This is a genomic window from Erythrobacteraceae bacterium WH01K, from assembly GCA_027941995.1.
Taxonomy (GTDB): Bacteria; Pseudomonadota; Alphaproteobacteria; order Sphingomonadales; family Sphingomonadaceae; genus CAJXSN01.
In genome coordinates, this window is record CP115966.1 from 407,423 (window position 1) to 425,704 (window position 18,282).

Sequence of the window (18,282 nt, forward strand, 5' to 3'; positions counted from 1 at the left end):
GCGAAAGAATGCCGGGTTTCGCCTTGCACCGCGAGGCGTGACCCGCCATTCGGGCTTACATGGATGTAAGTAAGCTGCCGACGCACCATCCCGTCCCGTGGGATACGACTTTCGAAGCGATGACGCTGCCGGAGATGTTTGCCGAAACCACGGCAAGACAACCGGACCGGCCCCTGATCCATTTCATGGGCCGCACCTACAGCTATGCCGATCTCTACACCCAGTCGGTGCGTTTCGCGGGCGGGCTGCGCGAACGCGGCATAAAGCGCGGCGACCGTGTGGGGCTGTTCCTGCCCAACGTGCCGATATACGTCTCTGCCTATTACGGGGCGATGATGGCAGGGGCCATCGTGGTAAATTTCTCTCCTCTCTATTCCGTCGAGGAATTGTCCCAGCAGGTCGCCGATAGCGGTGCGCGGTTGCTTGTGACGGTCGATGCACCGGAACTGTACGCCACTGCCGAGAAGGTACTTGAGGCGTCTGCGCTCGAAACGCTGGTCGTTGGCCGGATTTCCGACATGCTTGCCCCGCTGAAGGGCGTTGCCATGCGCGTATTCAAGCGCAGCCAGATTGCCGCCGTATCCTATTCGGACACCATCCTGCGCTGGGACGATCTGCAGGTCCGTACCGGATGGGGATCTTGGCTGGCGGAAAGCAGCAGCGAGACGCGCCCGCCCGCAACGGGCGACGTGGCCCTGCTGCAATATACCGGCGGCACGACCGGCACGCCCAAGGGTGCGATGCTGACCCATGCCAACCTCTCGATCAATGCGCGGCAGGTCGCGGGCCTCAACCCGTTCGGCGATCCGGCGGACGAGGTCTTCATGGGCGCGTTGCCGATGTTCCATGTCTTTGCGAACACCGCATTGCTGAACCATGCCGTGGCAAGCGGCGGATCGATCGCCATCGTGCCCCGCTTCGAGGCGAAGCAGGTGCTGCAGACGATCGAGAAATACGGCTGCACAGGCTTCCCGGGCGTGCCGACCATGTTCCAGGCGCTGCTCGACCATCCCGATATCGGCAAGACCGACCTTTCGACCCTGAAGGTATGCATTTCCGGCGGTGCGCCCCTCCCGGCGCCGCTGCGCGAGAAATGGGAAGAACGGACGGGCGTGCGCATCGTCGAAGGCTATGGCCTGACGGAGAGCAGCGGCGTCGTGTCGGCCAATCCCTATGATGGCCTGCGCAAGCCCGGCACCATCGGACAGACCGTCGCATCGACCGAAATCCTGCTGCTGGACAAGGAGGACCCTTCGGTCATCGCCCCGGACGGGGAGCCTGGAGAACTGGCGATCCACGGACCACAGATCATGTCCGGATACTGGAACCGCCCAGAAGCGGCAAAGGACGTCTTCGTGGAGCATCACGGCAAGCAGTGGTTGCGCACCGGCGACGTCGCTACCGTGGACGAGGACGGATTCCTCGAGATCGTGGACCGCATCAAGGACATGATCGCGGTCGGCGGGTTCAAAGTGTTCCCGAGCCAGGTCGAGGACGTGCTGCTCGAGAACGAGGCGGTGAAAGAAGCGCTGGTGATCGGCGTGCCGGACGATTACCGGGGCGAAGTGCCGCGCGCCTATGTCACGTTGTACGAGGGGGCGGACGCCACCGCGCACGGACTGGCAGACTGGCTCAATGCGCGCGTCGGCAAGCACGAGCGGGTCGACGAAGTCGTCATCCGCGACGAATTGCCCAAGACGATGATCGGCAAGCTCGACCGCAAGGCGCTTCGGGCCGAGGTTCTCTGACGGGGCGACAGACCGGAAAGGGCAGGCCCTTCCCGCGCAATCGGTTCAGGTAGCGATGGAGAGCTGCGGCTCGTCGCCTGCGCTGCCAGGCTTCGCAGCCAGTGGCGATTGCGGCTGTGCCTTCCCGCTGCCGCGCGGGGCGAACCGGCCATCGACCTGCGCGCCCTGTTCGATCGTCAGCGCGTCGTAGTGGACGTCGCCGGTAATGGTCGCAGAGCGCAGGATCACCAGCTCGCGGGCATCGATGGATCCATCCACCGTCCCTGCGAGCCGGGCGGATTCCGCCTTGATCGCGCCCCTCACGCTGCTTCCTTCGCCCTGGACCAGGCTGGCACAGGTGAGGTCGCCATTGACCGTCCCGTCGACGTGAAGCTCGGTCGTTGCGCTGATGTCGCCGGTGATGACGATATCTGCGCCGATGACGGAAAAGCTGCCGGAGCTGTTGGACTTAGCCATCGGTGCGAGCCTTGGCGCTGCCGGAGACTGTGTCTCGTCGTGCTTCTTTGAGAACATCGGGGGCTGCCTCCAGGAAGGGACGCGGATTGACCGCGCGATTGTTGATGCGAACCTCGAAATGGAGGTGCGGGCCGGTCGAGCGACCGGTGCTGCCGATGGCGCCGATGGTCTTGCCAGCCTCGACCTTCTGGCCGACCTTGGCATCGAAGCGCGACATGTGGGCGTAGCGGGTCATCAGGCCGTTGCCGTGCTGGATTTCGACCGTCTTGCCGTAACCACCCTTTGACCCGACGAAGCTGACCGTGCCGTCTGCCGCCGCAAAGATGGGGGCACCGGTGGGACCGCGGAAATCGAGGCCGGAATGCATTGCGCCGACGCCGGTGAACGGGTCGCGGCGATAGCCATAGCTCGACGTGACGGCAGCGACATCGGCGGGCGAAACCTGAGGGATGCCTGCCAGGCCACGCTCCAGCGCGCCCATGCGGGCAAGGGACAGGCCCAGCCGCTCGAACCGCGGATCGATTTCGCCGTCGGCGCCGAATTTCTCCAGCGGACCACCCATGGCCTCGCGCTCTGCTCCGGCAAGCATCGTGGTCGGGTTGAGACCCAGCTTTCGGATGGCTTCCTCGGCGCGCTGCGCACGGCGATCGGCATAGCGCGTCAAGCGTTCGACGAAGGCAAGCTGGCGCGCTTCGAGTTCGGCCAGGCTCCTGGCTTCGGGCAGGGCAGCGCTGACCTTGTCGACGGTCTTTGCCGTTTCGCTGGAGGAATCGGTTACCGTCTCGCCAGCCTTTGCATCGCTGGGCAGCGCGGCGACCATGTCTTCGATAAAGGTCTGCCTGCGTTCGAGATCGCTGGCGACAGACCCCAGGTCTTCGCGATAGGCCTCGACACGCTCGGACGCGGTTGCGACCTGCGCCTCGCGTTCCAGCAGCGAGAGACGATCGGCGGCTGCACGGTATTGCAGCCAGCTCATAACGCCCATGCTGATGGCCCAGACGAGCAGGGCGACGACGATACCGCCGGCGACCAGCTTCTGAGCGCGCGAAGAGATTTTGATGAAGCGGACATTGCCCTGCGAGCGCATGAAGAATTCGCGCTCGGGAAAAAGGTTTGCCATGCGGCCGGCAATACCGCCGCTATCGGTTCCAGAAATCAAAGCGACCCCGTACTTTTCTTTTTTGACCCGGGCGGGGCTTAGGCAGCGAAACCCGGCAGGTCGAATCCGGGCGGCGATTCTGTGGCCGAACCGAGAGGGTCGAGCGGTGAAACGTTATTCGGAGCGGAAATTCGCGGGTTTTTCGGGAACCAATCGCGGCGAACCCCATTTCTATCCTTCTGCGCCGATGCTCCCCGTCCATGACAAGCACCTTGATGCTTGCTAGGCGCAGCCCATGCCGGATTCCCCCGCCAACCGCATGGTTCGCAACGCTTCCCGCCAGTCGCCGGGCCCGGAGACGGTATGACCGGTATGCGAACCGGCCTGCTCGGGGGCAGCTTCAATCCGGCCCATGGCGGACACCGCCGTATCTCCCTGTTTGCCATGGATGCGCTGGGCCTCGACGAGGTCTGGTGGCTGGTTTCTCCCGGGAACCCGCTGAAACCAAAGGAAGGCATGGCGCCGCTGCAGGCGCGCTATCGCAGCGCGGTAAAGATGTCTCGCCGCGCGCCGATACGCCCCACCGCGATCGAGCGGGAGCTTGGTACGCGCTACACGGTGGATACCCTTTCGCGGATTACCCGCCGCTACCGGAAACGGGATTTCGTGTGGTTGATGGGATCGGACAACCTCGCCTCGTTCCACCGCTGGAAAGACTGGCGCGACATCGCGCGAATCATGCCGATTGCGACGATTGCACGGCCCGGCTATGATGCCGCTGCCGTTGCCAGCCCCGCAATGGCGTGGCTTGCGCCCCACCGCGTGTCGCCGGCCGTCTTTCGCAAACGGGGCCAATGGAGTGCGCCGACCCTGGTGATGATGCGTTTCGATCCCGACCCGCGCTCGGCGACTTCCATTCGTCGCAGCGATCCGGAATGGGCTGCGCGCATGGGCAGCGGACCGCTGCGCGACCAGGTAACGCACCGACTGTTCCCCGGCGAAGGCGTGACGGGGTGAACGCGCCGACTCGCAAATTGCCCGGACGCACCCCATCTACTTGTCATGACAGGAGTAACCACGACGCCGATGACGCAGGCGCAAACCGATATGCCTCATTCCGATCCCAGCTCCATTCCCGCAGAAATGGATGACAGCCTGCCCGAAAACCCGCTCGAACAGGCGGAGCCCGGTTCGCTGCACCATCTGGTTCTGACGCAGCTGGACGATGACCAGGCACAGGAAATGGTTTCGATCCCGCTCGCCGGGAAAAGCTCGATTGCGGATCACATGGTGATCGCGTCGGGCCGCTCCACGCGTCAGGTCGCCTCGATGGCGCAGAAACTGGCCGAAACGGTGAAGCAGGCGGGCCATGGCCCTGTGCGGCTGGAAGGCCTTCCGGCCGCGGACTGGGTGCTGATCGATTGCGGCGACGTGGTCGTGCACCTGTTCCGGCCAGAGGTTCGCAGCTTCTACAATCTGGAGCGCATGTGGGCGTTCGGAGACGCGCCGCCCGTCGGCGGCAACGTTTAATAGTGGGTCTGACACTGGGTCTGACACCGCATCCGACCCTGCGCCGCTTTCGCTAAGCGCGCGGGGGCGCAGGCCAGGCCGGGAGATACGATTATCCTCCTCCACGTCATCGCCCGCGGGAAGATTGCCCGGTCCCCGGAGGCCGAGCTCGTTGCGCGATACGAAAAGCGGCTGACATGGCCGCTCAAACTGACCGAACTGCCCGAAACAGGGGGCCGGATACCCGATCCCCAGTCCCCTTTCCGCACCGTCCTGCTCGACGAGCGGGGGATGGATCTCGCGTCCGAGAAGCTGGCCGAAACGCTGGAACGCTGGCGGGATGACGGAATCCGGGAAACCCGGTTCGTGCTGGGCGCGGCGGATGGGCATACCGATGCGGAGCGGGACGAGGCCGATCTGCTGCTTGCCTTCGGCAGCGCGACATGGCCGCACCTGATGGCCCGCGCGATGCTGATGGAGCAGCTTTACCGGGCGACCGCCATCCTTGCCGGCCACCCCTATCATCGGGCAGGCTGACCGCATGAGCCCGCGCCTCTTCATAACCGCCCTGATCGGCGCTGGCGCGCTGGGCGCGGCCATGCTGGTGGCGGTTCCGGTCACCGGGCAGCAGGATAGCGCGCTGGACGATCCCGAATCGACCCGCGCCGCCATGCAACGCGCCGAGGCCGAGGCGAAGCGGGCCCGGCAGCGCGGCGCCCAGCTCGAGGAAGAAGCGGCGAAAGCAACCGCCAAGGCAGAGAAAACCGCGCAGGAAGCCGCCGCGCTGGCCGCTCGCATCCAGGAAGCGGAAGCAGGGATCGTGGCTGCCGAATCGCGCCTGTCCCTGATCCAGGCGGCACGACGCAAGCTCGACCGGCAGCTGGCGCAGAGGCGCGAACCGCTGGTGCGATTGACCGCCGCCTTGCAGAATTTTGCCCGCAGGCCGCTGGCCGTGTCGGCGCTGAAGCCCGGCTCGCTGCGAGAGACGGTCTATCTCAGGGCCCTGCTCGATTCGACCGTGCCACAGGTCCGTCAACGCACGGCTGCCCTACGCGGCTCGATCGAGCGGGGGCAGGCGCTGGCACGCGAAGCGGACCAGGCGATTGTCACGCTGCGAGAGCAGGAGACGGTGCTCGGCGGCAGGCAGCGTGAGCTCGCTGCACTCGAAAGCCGCCAGCGTATCGTGTCGCGGCAGGCCAGCGGGGCAGCGGCGAGGGAGGCGGAGCGGGCGCTGGCCCTGTCGGAAGAAGCGCGTGACCTGTCGGGCCTGGTGCGCGAACTGTCCTCTGCGGCCGAGCTTCGCGAGGAACTGGCGGCACTTCCCGGCCCCGTCCTGCGTCCTTTCGGCGACAACGCGGCAGTCGCCGCGCAAACGCCCGATGCGACCCCATCGGCCACGGCCAGCGCCTCGAACGCGACCGCTGGAAGGGGCCGCCTCGCCCCGGTGGACCTGCAACTGCCTGTTGCTGGACGGACGGTCGCGGGGTTCGGATCGGTCACGCCGTCGGGCATCCGTTCGGAAGGCGTGACCATCGTCCCGCGCGGCGGCGCCCAGGTCATCGCGCCGGCAGCCGGGCGCGTGGCCTTTGCCGGACCTTATCGCGGGTTCGGGCGGATCGTCATCCTGGAGCATGGCGGCGGCTGGACCAGCCTCGTCACCGGCCTCGCGCGCAGCGATGTCGACGTTGGCGAGGAACTGGTGGCGGGCGCCCCGCTGGGTGTCGCAGGGGTGGAGGATCCCGAGGTCACGCTGGAACTCAGGCGCGGCCAGAGGGCCGTCAATCCGCTCGATTACGTGGGCTGACGGTATCCTCGCCCCTTGTCGCCCAGGGCAGGACTGCGGGCCAAGGCCGGGACAGTGGTCCAAATCCTCATCTTCCGTTCACGCCTGATGCGCGATAGTGTCGGTAATGTCCGGAGAACACGTATTATGAAATTCGCTCCCATCATCCGCTCTGCCGCGCTTGTCACCGCAGTCGCGCTGATTCCGGCAACCACGGCCGGCTTCGCACAGGTCGATGGCCGCGCCGGTCCGGAATTCGCGAAGCTGTTTGCGACCTACCAGCAGATCAAGGCGGCCTATGTCGACGAGGTCGATAACGAGCAACTCGTGCGCGGGGCGATCGACGGGATGCTGGCCAGCCTCGATCCCCATTCGGTCTATCTCGACGGCAGCGACCTGCAACGCCTCGAAACCCTGATCGACGGGAATTATTCGGGACTGGGCCTGTCGGTCATCATGGATGATGGCGCGGTCAAGGTCATCAGCCCGTTCCGCGGCAGTCCGGCGGAACAGTCGGGGGTGAAGGCCGGGGACTTCATCACGCACCTCGACGGCAAGCTGATCTATGGCGGCGACCTCGACGATGCTGTCCAGCAGATGCGCGGGCAGGCGGGAACCGACATCACCCTCACGCTGTTCCGCGCCGGCCACGACGAGCCGTTCGACGTCACCGTGACGCGCGGCGTGATCGAGCTGGAGCCTGTGACCCATGAACTGATGGACGGCAATATCGGCCATATCAGCGTCAACGAATTCTCCCGCGATGTCGGGGCCGACGTCTATGCCGCGTGGGATGCGCTGCAACAGGAAGCGTCCGGCCGGGTGAACGGCCTGGTCCTCGACATGCGCTCCAATCCCGGCGGTTCGCTGGACGAGGCGGTCGCGCTTTCGGACCTGTTCCTCGATTCGGGCAGCATCGTATCGCAGCGCGGGCGCGAGCGTGGCGAGAACCGCCTGTACGAAGCCGAATCCATCTTCCGCGGAGACATGGCAAAGGGCGTGCCCATCGTGGTCCTGATCGACGCAGGCTCCGCTTCTGCCAGTGAAATCGTCGCCGGAGCGCTGCAGGACCACCGCCGTGCGCTGGTGATGGGCGAACGCAGTTTCGGCAAGGGCAGCGTCCAGTCGCTGTTGCCGCTGGGCCGTGACGCGGCGCTGAAACTGACGACGGCGCGGTACTATACGCCGTCGGGCCATTCGGTGCAGGAGGGCGGTATCAAGCCCGACATCAAGGTGCCGCAATTGTCGGATCCCGATCTTGCCCGCCGCACGAAATACCAGATGCGCGAATCGGACCTTCGCGGGCATCTCGTCAACGAGCTCGGCCTCAAGGACGAAGAGCTCGAGAACGACAAGACGATCGATCCGCGCTTCGTGAAAACGGCGGAGGAACTGGAAGCGGAAGGCATCAAGGATTTCCAGCTGCATTACGCTCTGGAAACCCTGCGCCGGACGACGCCCAGTTCCGTCGCCATCCGCAAGTAGGGCCGCATGACCGAAACGCCCTCGGTCCGGCTTGCCCGGCAGATCGCCCTCGCGGTTCCGGCCCTGCTGCTGGCGGGCGCCTATGTCGGCCAGTATGCATTCGGCCTCTATCCGTGCGAGATGTGCTGGTGGCAGCGATGGCCGCATTTCGCAGCGGTCGCTTTGGGATTGCTTGCCGCATTTGTCGGCCCGGCGCGCGTCTGGACCGCCTTTGCCGCGCTGGCGATCCTTACGTCGGGACTGATCGGCGGTTTCCATGCGGGGGTCGAATATGGCTGGTGGGAAGGCATCACCGGATGCGCCACCTCGAACACCGTGGCAGCGGGCGATGCGCTCGATTCCATCCTCAATGCGCCGCTGGTGCGATGCGACCAGGCACCCTGGGACCTGCTGGGCGTATCTCTTGCAGGATGGAACTTCCTGATTTCGACCGGCGCGGCGATTGCCATCCTGTGGCTGATCGGCCGCAAGGACCCGGCGTTGGCATGAACGGACCGAAGCTATGACGAGCAAGAACGACATCGATCGCATGATCCGGGTGGACCAGGCGGGCGAATTCGGGGCGACCCGCATCTATGAAGGCCAGCTTGCCGTGATGGGCGACCGCGGACCCCATTCGGGGGAAATCCGCGCCATGGCCCGGCAGGAAGAAGGGCACCGGGCCGAATTCGATGCCCTGATGGCAGAGCGCGGCGTTCGCCCGACCGCGCTCCAGCCCTTCTGGAATGTCGCCGGTTACGCGCTGGGCGCTGCCACCGCGCTGATCGGGCCCGAGGCGGCCATGGCGTGCACCGCTGCGGTCGAAGAGGAAATCGACAAGCATTATTCCGACCAGCTAGACCGGCTGGAGGAAAGCGGCGCGGACCCCAGGCTCGCCGACATGATCGAACGCTTCCGCGAGGACGAGCGCGAGCACCGCGACGCCGCGCTGGCTGCCGGCGCGGAGAAGGCACCGGCCTATCCGCTGCTGTCGGGCGTGATCCGCTTGGGCTGCAAGGCGGCAATCCGAATAAGCGAGCGAATCTGAAACGGGAACGCCCGGGCGGCCGATACGCTTTTCAGGTACACACTTCAGACGATATTCAGGGCCGTGCGCCGTTTATGGCTGCCATTCACGCCCGATCCCAAAGGTAGGAAACCAATGCACTTGCGCTCTCTCACTCTCCCGCTCGCCGCCGGAATCATGGCCGCTTCCACTCCGGCGCTGGCGCAGGATTCGGCGGGCGACCGCGTGAACATGGTCATCGTCTATGGCGACGACGATGTGCAGCCGACGGCCAATGCGGACGAGATCGTCGTCGTCGCGCGCCTTCCCGAGAGCGAGCGTTACCGCATTCCCGAAACCCTGCGCTTCAGCGACGATCCCTCCAATACCGCGTGGGCGCAACGGGTCGAAAGTTTCCAGTTCATCGGCGATTTCGGCACGTTTTCCTGCTCCCCCACGGGCGCCGGCGGATCGACCGGCTGTACCCAAGAACTGATCGACGCGGCCTATGGCGAGCGGCGCGAAAGCTCCGAAGTGCGCTTCGGGCAGTTGATCGCCGAAGCGCGCGCCGCCCGGCTTGCGACAATTGACGAAGACGCGGCCATTCGCCAGGCAGAGGTCGAGGCGATCGAACGCGAGTATCTCGAACGGCTGGAGGCGGAGCGCGCCGCACCCGTAGGCGACGAAGTCGTCGACGGCAGCCCGCCGCCGCTCATCGACACCGAAGGCCGCGCCATCCCGTCCGCCCCGGAGCGCGAAGGTCCGTTCGACGACGGCGCCGAGGAGCCGTTGCCGGTCGATGCCAGCGCGCCGGCACAGATCGGCGGCGATAACTGACGCGGTGCGGGTTCGGCTGTTGTCCGAGCCCGTTAAGTCAAATCGTCGCGCAATTCGCTGCGCAATTCGCCGTGTGGGCTAGCATCGCCTTAACCTTCGATGGTTAATGGCGGCGGCATGACCACGCGCAAGATCCTGACCGTATTCGGCACCCGTCCCGAAGCCATAAAACTCTTCCCGCTCGTCCACGTGCTGGAAGCCGATGAGCGGTTCGACAGCCATGTCCTGGTGACGGGGCAGCATCGCGGGATGCTGGACCAGGTGCTGGACATCGCGGGGATCACGCCGGACGACGATCTGGACGTGATGCAGCCGGACCAGACGCTGGATGCACTCACCGCGCGCCTTCTGACCGGTATCGGCGAAGTCATGGACCGGGTGAGGCCAGACCACGTCGTGGTGCAGGGCGATACGGCCACGGCCATGTGCGGCGCGCTGGCAGCCTATTACCGCAAAATCCCGGTCTGCCATGTCGAAGCGGGCCTTCGCAGCGGGGATATCTATCATCCCTGGCCCGAAGAGGTGAACCGGAAGATCATCGGCAGCATGGCTGCGATCCATTGTGCGCCGACCGAGGTTTCGCAGGCTGCGTTGCTGCGCGAGAACGTCGATCCCGCCATCGTCCATGTGACCGGCAACACGGTGATCGACGCGCTCCACTGGATCACCGCGAAGGTCGAGGCAGAGCCCGGCCTGGCGAGCGGTCTTGCCGAGGTGGAGAAGCGCTTTGCCGGCAAGCGTATCATCGGCATGACCAGCCATCGGCGCGAAAATTTCGGGGAGGGCATGCGGGCCATTGCCGACGCCGTCAAACGGATCGCCGCGTGGGACGATACCGCGATCGTGTTCCCGGTCCACCTGAACCCCAATGTCCGCGCGGTGATGAACGAGGAATTGTCGGGGCTGGATAATGTCGCGCTGCTGGAACCGCTCGATTACCCGCATTTCGCCCGCCTTCTGGATATATGCCACCTGATGCTGACCGACAGCGGCGGTGTGCAGGAAGAGGCACCCGCGCTTGGCAAACCCGTACTGGTGATGCGCGAGACGACAGAGCGGCCGGAAGGCGTCGATGCCGGCACAGCGAAGCTGGTGTGCACGGATGCCGACAGGATCGTGGCCGAAGTGACGGCGCTGCTGGACGACCCCGCAGCCTATGAAGCCATGGCCCGCGCCCACAATCCGTTCGGCGATGGCCGTTCAGCGATGCGGATCGCCGACCTGCTGGCGCAATAAGACACGGCACTCGCGCAAGCGTTACCGCTATATTTACCTCGTCCTGCCAAGGCTGGCGGCCAGACTTAGCTAGCAGGACACACGACCACCATGATTGGCGAAAACAAACCCGACGTCTGCGTTGTCGGCCTCGGTTACATCGGCCTCCCGACTGCGGCGGTCATTGCCAGTAGCGGCTGCCCGGTCACGGGCATCGATGTCAGCCAGGCCGTTGTCGACACGATCAATCGGGGCGAGATCCATATCGAGGAAGTCGACCTCGACGGGCTGGTTCGCTCGGTCGTCCAGCGCGGCACGCTGAAGGCGTCCACGCAGGTCCAGCCGGCAGACGTATTCGTCATCGCCGTGCCGACCCCGTTCGAGAAGGACGGCAAGCACACGCCCGACACCAGCCATGTCATGAGCGCGGCGACGGAAGTCGCAGGCGTGCTGACGGCAGGCGACACGATCATCCTGGAATCGACATCGCCGGTAGGTACGACCGCGGCGATGCGCGACCTCATTGCAGGCTTGCGGCCCGATCTCGCCATGCCCGGGCTGACCGACCGGACGCCCGACGTCTCGATCGCCTATTGCCCGGAGCGCGTTCTGCCCGGCAAAATCCTGGAAGAGCTGATCCGCAACGATCGGTCCATCGGCGGCATCACGCCACGCTGCGCGCGCAAGGCGCTCGCATTCTACAAGCGTTTCGTGCGCGGTGAATGCGTGACGACCGATGCCGCCAGCGCAGAGATGACCAAGCTGGTCGAAAACGCGTTTCGCGACACCAATATCGCCTTTGCGAACGAGCTCAGCATGATTGCCGATGCGCAGGGACTGGACGTCTGGGAAGTAATCCGGCTGGCCAACCGCCACCCGCGGGTCAACATCCTCCAGCCCGGACCCGGCGTGGGCGGGCACTGCATCGCGGTCGATCCGTGGTTCATCGTCCATGGCGCGCCGGAGCAGGCGAACATGATCCGGCAGGCGCGGGAGACCAACGATGCGAAGATGCATCACGTCCTTGCCCGGGCCAAAGCGCTGGTGGACCAAAACCCGAATGCGCAGGTCGCCTGCCTCGGCCTCGCCTTCAAGGCGAATATCGACGATTTCCGCGAAAGCCCGGCCCGATACGTGGCCGCGGCGCTGGCCCGCGATTACGGCGAGCGCATCAGCGTGGTCGAACCCTATGCGGCAGAATTGCCGAGGGAATTCGACGGCACCGGAGCGTCTCTGGTCGACATCGATGCCGCGCTCGAAACGTGCGACGTCATGATCGTGCTGGTGGACCATGACGTCTTCAAGGTCATCCCGGCGGAAGAGCGCGCCCACGCGGCCATCTACGACACGCGCGGCATCTGGCCGGACGCGCACGTGAAGCGCACGGCGCCGGGTCTGCGTCTCGCCAGCTGAGGGTTTCCGGGCGGTGGCCGGCGGGTCCGCCTAGACGCGGTGATAGGAGCGGTACCAGTCGACGAAGGCCGGCACGCCGGCCTCGACACCCGTGGTCGGCTCGTACCCCAGATCGCGGCGGATCGCCTCGATATCGGCATAGGTCTTGTGGACGTCGCCCGGCTGCATGGGGAGCATCTCCATCTCCGCCTTGCGGCCGATCGCGCTTTCCAGGACGGCGATGACGTCCATCAGGTTTTCCGACCGGTGATTGCCGATATTGTAGAGCGCGTGCGGCTTCACGCTGCCGCCCGCCTTCACGGTGCCATCGTCTGCCGGCGGCGCATCGATGCAGGCGACGACCCCTGAAACGATATCGTCGATGAAGGTGAAGTCCCGGTACATATCGCCGTTGTTGAAAACCGGAATGGTTTCCCCTGCTAGGATGCGCTTGGTGAATTTCCAGAGCATCATGTCGGGGCGGCCCCACGGCCCGTAAACGGTGAAAAACCGGAGGCCGGTCAGCGAAATGCGGTAGAGATGGGCGTAGGTTTCGCTCATCAACTCGTCCGCCTTCTTGGTCGCGGCATAGAGCGAGACGGGATGATCCGCCCGGTCCTCGACCGCGAAGGGCAGTTTCGTATTGCCCCCATAGACGCTGGACGAACTGGCATAGACCATCGGGACTTCGCGCGCCCGGGCCAGTTCCAGCATGTTGACGTGCCCCACGAGGTTCGACTGGACGTAGGCATGCGGGTTCTCGATCGAATACCGCACGCCTGCCTGCGCGCCGAGATGCACGATCCTGTCGAATGCCTCCCCCTCCAGCGCGGTGGAGAGGGCGGCGTTGTCGGCGAAATCGACTTTCCGGAACGAAAAGCCGTCGCCGAGGCGCTTCAGCCGGTCTTCCTTCAGCGACACCTGGTAATAATCGTTGAGATTGTCGACGCCGAGCACCTGATCGCCTCGGGTCAGCAACCGCTCGGCCAGCGCCGCGCCGATGAAACCGGCAGCCCCGGTAATGAGAACGCGCATGGTGCGATCACCCCTTGTTGAGCAGGTCCGTTTTTAAGCAATAAGCCCGAACGCGGGTTTCATTCGGTGCAAGCTCGGTGGCGTCAGCGTGCCAGTTCGCGCACGCGGCGGCGCAGGTAATCGGCGTAGCCGGTCTTCCCCAGCCCATCGGCCCGGGCCAGCACGGCATCGGCGTTGATCCACCCCAGTTCCAGCCCGATTTCCTCGAGACAGGCGATCTTGATCCCGGTGCGGTGCTCCAACGTGCGGACATAGGCGCTCGCCTCGTGCAGAGAATCATGCGTTCCGGTATCGAGCCAGGCATATCCCCGGCCCAGACGGCTGACGGTCAGCGCGTCCTTTTCCAGATAGGTGCGGTTGACGTCGGTGATCTCCAGTTCGCCGCGCGCGCTGGGCGCGATGTTCGCAGCGATGTCGCACACCTGGCTGTCGTAGAAATAGAGACCGGTAATCGCCCAGTTCGATTTGGGTTCGGAAGGCTTCTCCTCGACCGACGTTGCCTTGCCGCTGCTGTCGAAATCGACGACGCCGTACCGCTCCGGGTCATCGACGTGATAGGCGAAGACATTGGCACCGCGGGCCTGCGCCTCTTCGGCAGCAGCGCGGCATTTTTCGCCCATCTTGTCGCCGTGATAGATGTTGTCGCCCAGGATCAGTGCGCTGGGCTGTCCGTTCACGAAATCGCGCCCTATGATGAATGCCTCGGCAAGGCCATTCGGATCGGGTTGCACGGCATAAGACAGGTCGATGCCGAACGCGCTGCCATCGCCGAGCAGGGCCTCGAACACGGGCAGGTCGCGGGGGGTGGAGATAATCAGGACTTCGCGAATGCCTGCCAGCATCAGGACCGACAGCGGATAATAGATCATCGGTTTGTCGAAGACGGGCAAAATCTGCTTCGACACCGCCATCGTCGCAGGATAGAGGCGCGTTCCGCTGCCGCCTGCCAGAATAATACCCTTCATCTTCGCCTATTCCCGTTTGTCTAATGGTGATTGCCTTCGCCGGCTCCGCCTAGAGGCGCGCTCGCACCGACACAAGTCGACCGGCTATCGCCGTCAGAGCCCGAGATATTGCTTTAACGCATCGCCCATCGCAGCATTCGACAAATGTTCATTCGACCGAGATGTCGGGGGCATCTTCCTGCTTCATGCCGACCGTGTGATAGCCCGCATCGACATGGTGCACTTCGCCGGTAACGCCTGCCGACAGGTCGCTGCACAAATAGAGGCCGGCGCCGCCCACATCCTCGATGCTGACATTGCGGCGCATCGGTGCGTTGTATTCGTTCCATTTCAGGATGTAGCGAAAATCGCCGATACCGCTGGCAGCCAGCGTCTTGATCGGGCCGGCGCTGATCGCGTTCACGCGGATGCCGTCGGGGCCCAGATCGTTCGCAAGGTAGCGGACACTGGCCTCCAGCGCTGCCTTGGCAACGCCCATGACGTTGTAATGCGGGATGACCTTTTCCGCTCCGTAATAGCTCAGCGTGACGATGGAGCCGCCGGTTTCCGGCATCATCGTCGCCGCACGCTGCGCCACCGCGACGAGCGAGTAGGCGGAGATGTTCATCGTGGTCAGGAAATTGTCGAGACTGGTATCGACATATTTGCCGCGCAGTTCGTTCTTGTCCGAATATCCGATGGCATGGATCACGAAGTCCAGGCTGTCCCACCGCTCTGCCAGCGTGGCGAAGGCAGCGTCCAGCGAATCCATGTCGGACACGTCGCATTCGAAGGTGAAGTCGCTTCCCAGTTCCTGCGCCAGCGGTTTTACCCGCTTGGCCAGCGCGTCGCCCTGATAACTGAAGGCCAGCTCTGCGCCCTGGTCGGCGAGCTGTTTCGCAATCCCCCAGGCAAGCGATTTGTTGTTGGCGAGGCCCATGATCAGCCCGCGCTTTCCAGCCATCAATCCGGTCATTCTGCACCTTCCCTGGCAGCGGCGGCAGCACGTTCGGCCGCCCGTCTGCGATTATCCGCCTGCCCGATCACATCTTCTTCCTCGGGCGTTTCGGCAAGCGCGGCGTTCAGTTCCGCGCCGACCACCATCCCTAGGCCCACCAGCCAGAAAAAGAAAAGCGTGATCATCATGCCCGCCAGCGATCCGTAGGTGAGATCGTAGGCGAAGAACTGCCGCAGCACGACGGGCAGGGCGATGGTCACCCCGACCCACCAGATTGTGACGGCCAGCGCGCCCGGCCACTTCGGATAGCGGCGATTGCGATAGGATTTGGGCGTCAGCGTATAAAACAGCATGTACATCGACCCGAACAGGCCCAGCGCCGGGACGAAGCGCGCCAGCGCAAGCTGGGATATGACGTCTGTCAGCCACGGGAAATACGCGTCGATGACCTGCTGCGCCGTTCCGATGATGACCTGCGCCAGCAGCGACAGCATCAGCAGGATGACGGCCCCGATGATGACTCCGGCCGATGCTATGCGGTATTTCCAGAAAGCCTGGGTCGCCTGCGTCCCATAGGCACGGCGCAGCATGTCGCGGATGGTTTCGATGAGGCTGCTGACCGTCCACAGTCCCACCAGCCCGCCGGCCCATAACAGCCAGCCGGACCGCGAGTCGATGACGTTGCGGGCCACGGGTTCGATGACCTCGGCCACCACCGGCGGCAGGGCGAGGATGACGGCGTTGATCGTGGCGGCCCGCTCCGAGTCCTCACCGATCACCGAGAACAGCGCAGCGCCAGTGATGAAGAACGGGAAGATGGCCAGCATCGACAGATAGGCCAGATTGCCCGCGTGAATGAACCCGTCGTTGAAGGTACCGACCGCGACCCGTTTGACGATTTCGAAAATGCGCGTGCCGGGCCCGACCCGTTCGGTGACCCGGCCTGTTACAGCACCTGAAAAGCGAATGGCGTGGCGGCGCCTGTCTTCCGGACTCAGGGACTGGACGATCCGTTCTTCGGGATCCGGCAGGCGTTCGTCCGGGTCATAGACCTCGCGCCAGCCCTTCATGACGGATTACACCCCAAGGGAAGCCCGGGGGTTTCCGGGATCGGACCAGTCCCCCAGCGCCTCTTCCAGCGACGAAAGGTCCTCTGGCAGGGTGATACGCAAGGTCACCAGCTGGTCGCCGCGCCCACCGCTCTTGGTCGAGAAACCGCGTCCCTTCAGCCGCATGACCGTGCCGCCGGACAGTCCGGGCTTCACCGTCAGCATGACCGGACCATCGACGGTCGGGACCTTGATCTTTGCGCCCTTCACCGCTTCCGAAACGCTGACCGGGAGGTCCAGCCGCACGTCCTGTCCGTCACGCTCGAAATAGGCGTGGCGGTCGATCGATACGGTGACCAGGCCGTCGCCATTGCCGCCCGGTCCGCGCTCGCCCTTGCCTTTCAACCGCATCTGCGTGCCATCCTCAACACCGGCGGGCAATTTGAGGTCGATCGTCTTGCCATCGGCCAGCGTGATGCGCTGGTCGGCGCGCGTCGCCGCCTCGGTAAAGGGGACGCGCAGTCGATAGGCGATGTCGGCACCCTTCTGCGGCGGAGGGGGCCTGCGCCCGCCACCAAAGGGAGAACCGCCGCGCTGGCGGGCCCCGCCGCCGCCGAACAGGCCTTCGAAAATATCGCCCAGATCGGCCTCGCCGCCGCCAAAGCCCTGGAAATCCTCTGCCCGGAAGCCGCCCTGCTGGCCGCCTCCGCCCCCATAGCCACCGAAACCGCCTTCGCCCATGCCGGCAAACGGGTTCGCAGGATTGCCGTCGCCGTCGATCTCGCCCCGATCGTATTGCGCGCGCTTGTCCTTGTCGGACAGCAGGTCGTAGGCCTGCGTCACCTTGCCGAACTTGTCGGCGGCGGCGGGATTGTCCTTGTTGGTGTCGGGGTGCAGTTCTTTCGCAAGCTTGCGATACGCGCTCTTGATCTCCTTCTCGGAGGCGGTTCGCGGGACACCCAGTGTGGCATAAGGATCGGCCATTCCATGCAGCTAGGGAGGCGATGCGCCCCATGCAAGCGCGGTAACGTTCTGCAATCGGCGGAAATGAAGGCTGGGGCCGGTCCCTTCGGGACGCAGGTGGGAACATCGACAAAGCCCGATCGATTGGACAATGCATTCACGCTTCCCCGATATTGAGGAAACCTCGATGAATTCTGCCGAGACAGACCCCGGCAAAAGCGCCATCCCCGCGACCGACCCCTTCGCCCTGTTCGACGAATGGCTGGCGGAGGCGAAGGAGAGCGAGCCGAACGATCCCAATGCCATGGCGCTGGCAACCGCTGCGCCCGATGGTGCGCCGTCGGTGCGCATGGTCCTGCTAAAGGGGCACGGGCGGGATGTCGGTGGCCCCAAGGGTGGCTTCACCTTCTACACCAATGCAAAAAGCCGCAAGGGCGAGGAAATTCGCGCAAACGACCAGGCAGCGGTGCTGTTTCACTGGAAGAGCCTGCGCCGGCAAATCCGCATCGAAGGGACGCTGACTGAAGTCGATCCGGAAACGGCGACCGCCTATTTTCATTCCCGCAGCAGGGATTCGCAGCTGGGTGCGGTCGCGTCTTACCAGTCCAGCCCGCTGGAAGAACGCCAGGTCTTCCTCGACCGGTTCGAGCAGGTGAAGCAGCAATTCGAAGGCGACGAGGTAGAGCGCCCCGCGCACTGGACCGGGTTCACGCTCGCGCCGCAAGCCATCGAGTTCTGGCTCGACCGGCCGAACCGCCTGCATGATCGCCGGGTCTTCACCCGCGCAGGAGACGGCTGGACCGACACGCTGCTCTACCCCTAAT

The 18,282-nt window shown here is 64.6% G+C and carries 18 protein-coding genes and 1 pseudogene; 12 read left to right on the forward strand and 7 right to left on the reverse strand.

The window, feature by feature from the left end; translation table 11 throughout:
* The first annotated feature begins 59 nt into the window (after nucleotides 1-59).
* Nucleotides 60-1,748: a long-chain fatty acid--CoA ligase gene (locus tag PF049_02115; protein ID WBY16984.1), complete on the forward strand. Its 1,689-nt coding sequence runs from the start codon at nucleotides 60-62 to the stop codon at nucleotides 1,746-1,748.
* A gap of 45 nt (nucleotides 1,749-1,793) precedes the next feature.
* On the opposite strand, the gene PF049_02120 is transcribed toward PF049_02115, so the two are convergent.
* On the reverse strand, nucleotides 1,794-2,204 hold the full coding sequence (locus PF049_02120) for a polymer-forming cytoskeletal protein (GenBank protein ID WBY16985.1): 411 nt from the start codon (nucleotides 2,202-2,204) through the stop codon (nucleotides 1,794-1,796).
* On the reverse strand, nucleotides 2,197-3,324 hold the full coding sequence (locus PF049_02125; GenBank protein ID WBY16986.1) for a peptidoglycan DD-metalloendopeptidase family protein: 1,128 nt from the start codon (nucleotides 3,322-3,324) through the stop codon (nucleotides 2,197-2,199). The genes PF049_02120 and PF049_02125 overlap by 8 nt, the downstream gene beginning before the upstream one ends.
* 342 nt (nucleotides 3,325-3,666) lie before the next feature.
* On the opposite strand from PF049_02125, the gene PF049_02130 reads away from it, so the two are divergent.
* The 10 genes and pseudogenes from PF049_02130 (at nucleotide 3,667) to wecC (ending at nucleotide 12,530) form a co-directional block, all read left to right on the forward strand.
* Nucleotides 3,667-4,320 carry a nicotinate-nucleotide adenylyltransferase gene (locus PF049_02130; GenBank protein WBY16987.1) on the forward strand — a complete coding sequence of 218 codons (654 nt, stop codon included), beginning with the start codon at nucleotides 3,667-3,669 and terminating at the stop codon, nucleotides 4,318-4,320.
* 126 nt (nucleotides 4,321-4,446) lie between these two features.
* Nucleotides 4,447-4,833, forward strand: a complete 387-nt coding sequence (rsfS, locus tag PF049_02135; protein ID WBY17958.1) for a ribosome silencing factor — start codon at nucleotides 4,447-4,449, stop codon at nucleotides 4,831-4,833.
* 93 nt (nucleotides 4,834-4,926) lie between these two features.
* A complete protein-coding gene (locus tag PF049_02140) occupies nucleotides 4,927-5,349 on the forward strand; it encodes a 23S rRNA (pseudouridine(1915)-N(3))-methyltransferase RlmH (protein WBY17959.1) in 423 nt (140 codons plus the stop codon).
* A gap of 4 nt (nucleotides 5,350-5,353) precedes the next feature.
* A complete protein-coding gene (locus PF049_02145; protein ID WBY16988.1) occupies nucleotides 5,354-6,616 on the forward strand; it encodes a peptidoglycan DD-metalloendopeptidase family protein in 1,263 nt (420 codons plus the stop codon).
* Between the two features lie 126 nt (nucleotides 6,617-6,742).
* Complete coding sequence (locus PF049_02150) at nucleotides 6,743-8,080, forward strand: S41 family peptidase (GenBank protein WBY16989.1); 1,338 nt, start codon at nucleotides 6,743-6,745, stop codon at nucleotides 8,078-8,080.
* A 6-nt stretch (nucleotides 8,081-8,086) separates the two neighbouring features.
* Nucleotides 8,087-8,569, forward strand: a complete 483-nt coding sequence (locus tag PF049_02155) for a disulfide bond formation protein B (protein ID WBY16990.1) — start codon at nucleotides 8,087-8,089, stop codon at nucleotides 8,567-8,569.
* A gap of 13 nt (nucleotides 8,570-8,582) precedes the next feature.
* The gene (locus tag PF049_02160) at nucleotides 8,583-9,107 is read left to right on the forward strand and encodes a demethoxyubiquinone hydroxylase family protein (protein ID WBY16991.1); all 525 of its coding nucleotides are present in this window, start codon (nucleotides 8,583-8,585) and stop codon (nucleotides 9,105-9,107) included.
* 156 nt (nucleotides 9,108-9,263) lie between these two features.
* Nucleotides 9,264-9,743 (forward strand): annotated as a pseudogene (locus PF049_02165) (hypothetical protein).
* Between the two features lie 276 nt (nucleotides 9,744-10,019).
* Entirely contained in the window at nucleotides 10,020-11,138 is a 1,119-nt protein-coding gene (gene wecB / locus PF049_02170) for a UDP-N-acetylglucosamine 2-epimerase (non-hydrolyzing) (GenBank protein WBY16992.1), read from the forward strand.
* Nucleotides 11,139-11,228: 90 nt separating this feature from the next.
* A complete protein-coding gene (gene wecC / locus PF049_02175; GenBank protein WBY16993.1) occupies nucleotides 11,229-12,530 on the forward strand; it encodes a UDP-N-acetyl-D-mannosamine dehydrogenase in 1,302 nt (433 codons plus the stop codon).
* Between the two features lie 30 nt (nucleotides 12,531-12,560).
* On the opposite strand, the gene PF049_02180 is transcribed toward wecC, so the two are convergent.
* From PF049_02180 to PF049_02200, 5 genes are all read right to left on the reverse strand, one after another.
* Complete coding sequence (locus PF049_02180; GenBank protein WBY16994.1) at nucleotides 12,561-13,544, reverse strand: SDR family NAD(P)-dependent oxidoreductase; 984 nt, start codon at nucleotides 13,542-13,544, stop codon at nucleotides 12,561-12,563.
* An 83-nt stretch (nucleotides 13,545-13,627) separates the two neighbouring features.
* Nucleotides 13,628-14,509 (reverse strand): glucose-1-phosphate thymidylyltransferase RfbA, encoded by an 882-nt coding sequence (gene rfbA / locus PF049_02185; GenBank protein ID WBY16995.1) that lies wholly within the window; start codon nucleotides 14,507-14,509, stop codon nucleotides 13,628-13,630.
* A gap of 148 nt (nucleotides 14,510-14,657) precedes the next feature.
* Nucleotides 14,658-15,464: an enoyl-ACP reductase FabI gene (gene fabI, locus PF049_02190; GenBank protein ID WBY16996.1), complete on the reverse strand. Its 807-nt coding sequence runs from the start codon at nucleotides 15,462-15,464 to the stop codon at nucleotides 14,658-14,660.
* Nucleotides 15,461-16,516, reverse strand: a complete 1,056-nt coding sequence (locus tag PF049_02195; protein ID WBY16997.1) for a YihY/virulence factor BrkB family protein — start codon at nucleotides 16,514-16,516, stop codon at nucleotides 15,461-15,463. The genes fabI and PF049_02195 overlap by 4 nt, the downstream gene beginning before the upstream one ends.
* A 6-nt stretch (nucleotides 16,517-16,522) precedes the next feature.
* Entirely contained in the window at nucleotides 16,523-17,479 is a 957-nt protein-coding gene (locus PF049_02200; GenBank protein WBY16998.1) for a DnaJ C-terminal domain-containing protein, read from the reverse strand.
* 166 nt (nucleotides 17,480-17,645) lie between these two features.
* Here PF049_02200 and pdxH point away from each other — a divergent pair, with 166 nt between their 5' ends.
* Nucleotides 17,646-18,281, forward strand: a complete 636-nt coding sequence (pdxH, locus tag PF049_02205; GenBank protein ID WBY16999.1) for a pyridoxamine 5'-phosphate oxidase — start codon at nucleotides 17,646-17,648, stop codon at nucleotides 18,279-18,281.
* Nucleotide 18,282: the final 1 nt, after the last annotated feature.